This is a genomic window from Aquabacterium sp., assembly GCF_050725395.1.
Lineage (GTDB): Bacteria > Pseudomonadota > Gammaproteobacteria > Burkholderiales > Burkholderiaceae_C > Aquabacterium.
On record NZ_JBOHHL010000076.1, the window covers coordinates 1 to 5,943 of the forward strand.

Below are 5,943 nucleotides of genomic sequence, written 5' to 3' on the forward strand. Positions count from 1 at the left end.
GTCTAGAGGCCTAGGACACCACCCTTTCACGGTGGCTACAGGGGTTCGAATCCCCTAGGAGACGCCAGTTTTTGTGAGTTTGGTTTTGCCACTGCGGAGTGGTAGTTCAGTTGGTTAGAATACCGGCCTGTCACGCCGGGGGTCGCGGGTTCGAGTCCCGTCCACTCCGCCAAGTTTTTGTTGGGAACAAGTCTCGGTGCCAGTTTGGCGCCCTGCCGTGCAAGTCACCGCAAGTGAACCACGATGGGGGTATAGCTCAGCTGGGAGAGCGCTTGCATGGCATGCAAGAGGTCAGCGGTTCGATCCCGCTTACCTCCACCATTCAATGTGGTGGCGTCGAACGGGCGGCTTGGTTTGTTCCCGAGCGTTGAATTTTGAAGACGATGTCTCCTTCGTCTAGAGGCCTAGGACACCACCCTTTCACGGTGGCTACAGGGGTTCGAATCCCCTAGGAGACGCCAAGTTTTGACGGCGCTTGGGTTGTGAAAGCAACCGGAGTCGTCAGGTTAGTTAAACCACTGCGGAGTGGTAGTTCAGTTGGTTAGAATACCGGCCTGTCACGCCGGGGGTCGCGGGTTCGAGTCCCGTCCACTCCGCCAAGTTTTTCCTGCGCATGGCGCAGCTGCACCAAAGCCACCTCAGGGTGGCTTTTTTCATGTCGAGGACGACGGGGCAGGTTCGCGTCGTCCGAACATCGCCCAGCTCTCGATCGTCATCACCACCTCGTTGCGTTGGTTCAGCGCTTCCCAGCGGGTCTGCACCAGGCCCACCTTGGGCTTGCTGTTCATGGGGCGGCTGCCGAGCACGGTCAAACGGGCGCGCAACTCGTCGCCCACCATCACGGGCCGCTGCCACTTGAGCGAATCCAACCCCGGCGAGCCCAGGCTGCTGGACTTGTTCAGGAATCCATCGCACATCAGGCGCATCACCATGCCGGCCGTGTGCCAGCCGCTGGCCGCCAGGCCGCCAAAAAGCGAGGCCTTGCCGGCTTCCTCGCTCAAGTGGAAGGGCTGGGGATCGAACTCGGTGGCAAAGCGGATCACTTCGTCGCGTTCGACCCGCTTGGGCCCGAACTCCATCACGAGTCCGTCTTTGAAATCTTCCCAATGCCATTGGATGGCGGCGGTGGTGTCGGTCATGCAATGCGCTCCTTGGCGAACAAGCGGGTGGACAGCATCCCGTTGGACAGCAAGGTGCCCAAAAGGATCACGGTGGTGCTGGCGAGCATGGGCCAGGTGATTTCTTCGTGGAGGAAGAGCCAGCCCCACAACATGCCGAACACGGGGATGAGGAAAGTGACCGTCATGGCGCGGGTGGGCCCCACGCGGGCCAGCAGCCGGTAAAAAAGCAAGTACGCCACCGCGGTGCAAAGCACGGCCAAGCCTGTCAGGGCAAGCCAGGTGGCCTGCGGCACTTCGGCCCAGGTGGCGGGCGGCGCCGGGAAGTTGCCGGAAGGCTGCGGCCCCACCAGCCAGGCGGGGACGGCCAGCACCAACGCCGCGGCGCTCAGGCATCCGGTGCTGACGCTCAAGGGGGGCAGTGTGTTCAGGTAGCGCCGGGTGTGGTGGGTGGCAATGGCGTACATCAGCGTGCTGGCCAGGGCGATGGCCACGGCGCCCTGGGCCAGTTCGCCATCGATGTGGGTGCGGTCGGTGGCGAGCAGGGCCACGCCCGCCAGGCCCATGAGCAGACCCGCGACGGTGCCCGCGCTCAGGCGCTCGCGCATCCACAGCCAGCCCACCAGCGCCCCCCACAGCGGCGTGGTGGCGTTCAGGATCGACAGGAGGCCGGCGGGGAGGGCGCGGGCGGCATGGCTGAGTCCCAGGAAGGGCAGCACGCAGGTCACCAGCCCTGCCAGTAGCAGCACCGGTGTGCGGCGGACCACCAGGCCGGCTTGTTTCCGCCAGAGCAACAGTGGCCACAGCATCAAGGCCGCCCCCGTGACGCGGAAGGCGGCCACGGCCAGGGGCCCCACCACCGGCGCGGCCATGCGCAGGAACAGGAAAGAAGCGCCCCACAGCGCAGCCAGCAAGAGCATCTCGGCCAGGTCACGCGCCCTCATGTGGAAGGCGCTCCGTCATCGGCAAAGAGCCTGGCCTGGTGGGCGTCGGGCTGCCGCACGAACTCGCCCTCGATGCGGAGCCCTTCGCGCCGCAGCAGGTCCACCTTGCGCGGCAGGCCGCTGCTGAACCCCGTCAGCCGGGCATCGCGGCCGATGACGCGGTGGCAGGGCACGATCACGATCAGGGGGTTGGCGCCAACGGCCAGCCCGACCGCCTGGTTGGCCTTGGGTTGGCCGATGCGGGCGGCGATCTCGCCATAGGTGGCCGTGGTCCCGAAGGGAATGGTCAGCAGTGCCAGCCAGACGGCGCGCTGGAAGGGGGTGCCCTGCGGGTCCAGCGGCAGTTCAAACGCCCTCAACTGACCGGCCCAGTAGCGGCCGAACTGGCGTGCGGCCTCGCTCAGCACGGGGGTGGTCGGATCCTGTGGCATCTCGGGCCAGGGCCCGGGCGTGTCCTTCGTGCCGTCGGTGAACCACGCGCCCGCCAGTCCCTGCGCTGTGCAGGCCAGGCGCACATCGCCCAGGGGTGAGCCGATCAGGGCCTGGGCGGTGTAGGGCAGGGAGCAAGTGGTCATGGTGGTGCGGGCGGCGTTGGCTTCATCCTAGCCGCTGGCAAGCCACCTTGCCGTACAGCGGACACATTTTTGAAATCCGGACGCTGGCGCGCGGTGACTGGTGCGGCTTTTGCTGAGTGTCCTGCAGGCTTCTCTAGAATGGGAACCAAGGTGCCGTGCCAAGTGTCAGTGCATCAGCCGCATTTCAGAACGCACAAAAACTCATCCATCATTCATTCAGCAAAGGATCACCATGCAAGTCACCGCTTCCATTTTCAAGGCCTACGACATCCGCGGCATCGTGGACAAGACCTTGGACGTTGCCATGGCCGAGCACCTGGGCCGCGCCTTCGGCACCGAAGCACTCAAGCTGGGTGAAAAAGCCGTGGCCATCGGCCGCGATGGCCGCCTGTCCGGCCCCAGCCTGGCTGCTGCCTTGATCAAGGGCCTGCGCTCCACCGGCATCAATGTGATCGACCTCGGCGCCGTCACGACCCCCATGCTGTACTACGTGGCCGCCACCCGCGGCGACCAGGGCTGCCACAGCGGCATCCAGGTCACCGGCAGCCACAACCCCAAGGATTACAACGGCTTCAAGATGGTGCTGGCCGGCCGCGCCATTTACGGCGACGACATCCAGGGCCTGCGCCAGCGCATCGAGGCCGAGGACTACGTCACCGGCAGCGGCGGCCTGACCGAACTGAACGTGCTGCCCGAGTACACCCAGCGCATCGTGGCCGACGCCAAGTTGGCGCGTCCCATGAAGATCGTGGTCGACTCCGGCAACGGCATCCCCGGTGCGTCGGCGCCCGGCATCCTGCGCGCCCTGGGTTGCGAAGTGATCGAGCTGTATTCCGAAGTGGATGGCGATTTCCCCAACCACCACCCCGATCCTTCCAAGCCGGAAAACCTGGTCGACCTGATCAAGGCCGTGAAAGAGCATGGCGCCGAACTGGGCCTGGCCTTCGATGGCGATGGCGACCGCCTGGGCGTGGTCACCAAGGAGGGCAACAACATCTTCCCCGACCGCCAGATCATGCTGTTCGCGCGCGATGTGCTGAGCCGTGTGCCTGGCGCCCAGATCATCTTCGACGTGAAGTGCAGCCAGCGCCTGAGCCAGGCCATTCGCGAAGCCGGTGGCGTGCCCGTGATGTACAAGACCGGCCACTCGCTGGTCAAGGCCAAGCTGAAGGAAACCGGTTCGCCCTTCGCGGGCGAGATGAGCGGCCACATCTTCTTCTCGGAGCGCTGGTACGGTTTCGACGATGCCACCTACACGGCCGGCCGCCTGCTCGAGATCCTCAGCAAGGTCGCCAACCCCAGCGAGGTGCTGGACGCCTTGCCCACCAGTTTCAGCACCCCCGAGCTGAACGTGGCCTGTGCCGAAGGCGAGCACCACGACGTGGTCGCCAAGCTGAAGGAAACCGCGAAGTTCCCGGATGCGCTCGAAGTGCACACCATCGATGGCCTGCGCGCCGACTTCGCCGACGGCTTCGGCCTGGTGCGCGCGTCCAACACCACGCCGGTGCTGGTGCTGCGCTTCGAAGGCCAGACGCAAGCCGCGCTGGACCGCATCCAGAAGCAGTTCATGGCGGCCATCCTGGCGGTGAAGCCGGATGCCCACGTGGGCGCCAGCGCGCACTGATCGATCGGCCGCGTGTTCCTCAAAACCTGGCTGGCGCAGCAGGCCTACAGCCTGCTGATGCGCTTGATCGTGCCTGCCTATTTGTGGCGGGTGTGGCGGCGTGGGCGCGAGGAGCCGACCTACCGCGTGCATTGGCCGCAGCGGCTTGGCTTTTATGGCCGGGCGCACCGGCAGGCGGTGGCACGGGCCCGCGCCACGGGGCACCCGCTGGTCTGGGTGCACGCCGTGTCCCTGGGCGAGACCCTGGCAGCCAGGCCATTGATCGCCGAACTGCGTCGGGTTTGGCCGAACCTGCGTTTGGTGCTCACCCACGGCACGGCCACGGGCCGGGAAGCGGGCACGGCCTTGCTGCAGGACGGCGATGTGCAAACCTGGCTGCCTTTTGACACCCCGGGGGCCGTGCAGCGTTTCTTGCGTGCCCACGGCCTGACGTTGGGTGTGCTGATGGAAACCGAAATCTGGCCGAACGTGCAGCGCATGGCGGCCCGGGCGAACCTGCCCATGGTGCTGGCCAATGCGCGCCTGAGCCAGAAAAGCCTGAAGCAGGCCTTGCGCCTGGCGGTTTTGATGCGCCCCGCCGCGCAAAGCATGTCACTGGCCCTGGCGCAGACCCAGGATGACGCCGACCGGCTGCGCCTGGCGGGTGCCCGGCGGGTGGTCGTGTGTGGCAATGTCAAATTCGACCTGAACCCGTCGCCGGCCTTGCTGGCGCGCGGCAAGGCCTGGGCGGCGGCCAGTGTCCGCCCCATCGTGCTGGCCGCAGTGACGCGCGAGGGCGAAGAAGCGGATTTGCTGGCCGCCTGGACGCGTCTGCCGGAGCAAGGCGGTGCCCGGTTGATGATCGTGCCCCGCCACCCCCAGCGTTTCGACGACGTGGAAGCCCTGGTGCGCCAGCACGGCTTGAGCCTGTCCCGGCGAAGTGCTTGGGGGCCTGACGCTTTGCCCGATGCGCAAGCCCTGTCCTGCGAGGTCTGGCTGGGCGACAGCATGGGCGAGATGCCAGCCTATTACGCCGCCGCCCAGGTGGCCTTGCTGGGCGGCAGTTTCGCCCCGCTGGGTGGGCAGAACCTCATCGAGGCGGCGGCCTGTGGGTGCCCCTTGGTCATGGGTCCCCACACCTTCAATTTTGCGTTGGCGGCGGAGCTCAGCGAAGCCGCCGGTGCCGCCGTGCGGGTCGACAACATCAACCAAGCCCTGCAAAGCGCCTTGGGTGTGATGGAACCCACGCGCCATGCGTCCATGGTGGTGCATGCCCTGGGGTTTGCCCAGGCCCACAAAGGGGCGGCCTGCCGCATGGCGGAAGCAATTGAAGCCATTTCCCCCGATTTTGGGGATCGAACAAAACAGGGCATTCGGTAACAATGTGTCTATTGGTGACCAATTGTTGCCGCTCACAAAACCGAGGTCTTGATGCGTTTCCCCCAAAATCTCCTGAAGTCTGCCGCCTTGGCGACCTTGGTGTCCTTTGCCAGCATGGCAGGTGCCGCCACGACCAACCTCGGGTTGTTGACGGCGGGTGACACCTCTTTCGGCAACACCTTCTACTCGTCCGGCACATTCACCGATTACTACACGTTCTCGATCGGTGCCAACAGCAGCGGCGCTGCCGGCAACATCACCGACAGCGACCTGTCGTTTTTCACCCGTGACGTGGACGTGACCCAGATCGTCCTGTCGGGCGG

At 65.6% G+C, this 5,943-nt stretch carries 6 protein-coding genes and 4 tRNA genes; 7 read left to right on the top strand and 3 right to left on the bottom strand.

From position 1 onward, the window contains the following. The first annotated feature begins 95 nt into the window (after positions 1-95). The 4 genes from ACREB4_RS21025 (at position 96) to ACREB4_RS21040 (ending at position 599) form a co-directional block, all read left to right on the top strand. Positions 96-172: transfer RNA gene (locus ACREB4_RS21025), tRNA-Asp, on the top strand. Between the two features lie 73 nt (positions 173-245). Then, positions 246-321: transfer RNA gene (locus ACREB4_RS21030), tRNA-Ala, on the top strand. A 64-nt stretch (positions 322-385) separates the two neighbouring features. Further along, positions 386-461, top strand: a tRNA-Glu gene (locus ACREB4_RS21035). A gap of 61 nt (positions 462-522) precedes the next feature. Then, positions 523-599, top strand: a tRNA-Asp gene (locus ACREB4_RS21040). 54 nt (positions 600-653) lie between these two features. Here ACREB4_RS21040 and ACREB4_RS21045 read toward each other — a convergent pair. From ACREB4_RS21045 to ACREB4_RS21055, 3 genes are read right to left on the bottom strand one after another with little or no spacing between them, the layout of a single operon-like run. Further along, a complete protein-coding gene (locus ACREB4_RS21045; RefSeq protein ID WP_431590193.1) occupies positions 654-1,139 on the bottom strand; it encodes a MaoC family dehydratase in 486 nt (161 codons plus the stop codon). After that, positions 1,136-2,062 carry a DMT family transporter gene (locus ACREB4_RS21050; RefSeq protein ID WP_431590194.1) on the bottom strand — a complete coding sequence of 309 codons (927 nt, stop codon included), beginning with the start codon at positions 2,060-2,062 and terminating at the stop codon, positions 1,136-1,138. The genes ACREB4_RS21045 and ACREB4_RS21050 overlap by 4 nt, the downstream gene beginning before the upstream one ends. Continuing rightward, entirely contained in the window at positions 2,059-2,637 is a 579-nt protein-coding gene (locus ACREB4_RS21055) for a methylated-DNA--[protein]-cysteine S-methyltransferase (RefSeq protein ID WP_431590195.1), read from the bottom strand. The genes ACREB4_RS21050 and ACREB4_RS21055 overlap by 4 nt, the downstream gene beginning before the upstream one ends. A 232-nt stretch (positions 2,638-2,869) precedes the next feature. On the opposite strand from ACREB4_RS21055, the gene ACREB4_RS21060 reads away from it, so the two are divergent. The 3 genes from ACREB4_RS21060 to ACREB4_RS21070 all read left to right on the top strand — a co-directional run. Then, a complete protein-coding gene (locus tag ACREB4_RS21060; RefSeq protein ID WP_431590196.1) occupies positions 2,870-4,261 on the top strand; it encodes a phosphomannomutase/phosphoglucomutase in 1,392 nt (463 codons plus the stop codon). Between the two features lie 12 nt (positions 4,262-4,273). Then, positions 4,274-5,620 (top strand): 3-deoxy-D-manno-octulosonic acid transferase, encoded by a 1,347-nt coding sequence (locus ACREB4_RS21065; RefSeq protein WP_431590197.1) that lies wholly within the window; start codon positions 4,274-4,276, stop codon positions 5,618-5,620. Positions 5,621-5,671: 51 nt separating this feature from the next. After that, the coding region (locus ACREB4_RS21070; RefSeq protein ID WP_431590198.1) for a hypothetical protein at positions 5,672-5,943 on the top strand (272 nt) is incomplete at its 3' end.

Coding starts and splice junctions, on each gene's coding strand:
- ACREB4_RS21045 (WP_431590193.1), bottom strand. CDS start 1,139: ATGACCGACACCACCGCCGCCATCCAATGGCATTGGGAAGATTTCAAA.
- ACREB4_RS21050 (WP_431590194.1), bottom strand. CDS start 2,062: ATGAGGGCGCGTGACCTGGCCGAGATGCTCTTGCTGGCTGCGCTGTGG.
- ACREB4_RS21055 (WP_431590195.1), bottom strand. CDS start 2,637: ATGACCACTTGCTCCCTGCCCTACACCGCCCAGGCCCTGATCGGCTCA.
- ACREB4_RS21060 (WP_431590196.1), top strand. CDS start 2,870: ATGCAAGTCACCGCTTCCATTTTCAAGGCCTACGACATCCGCGGCATC.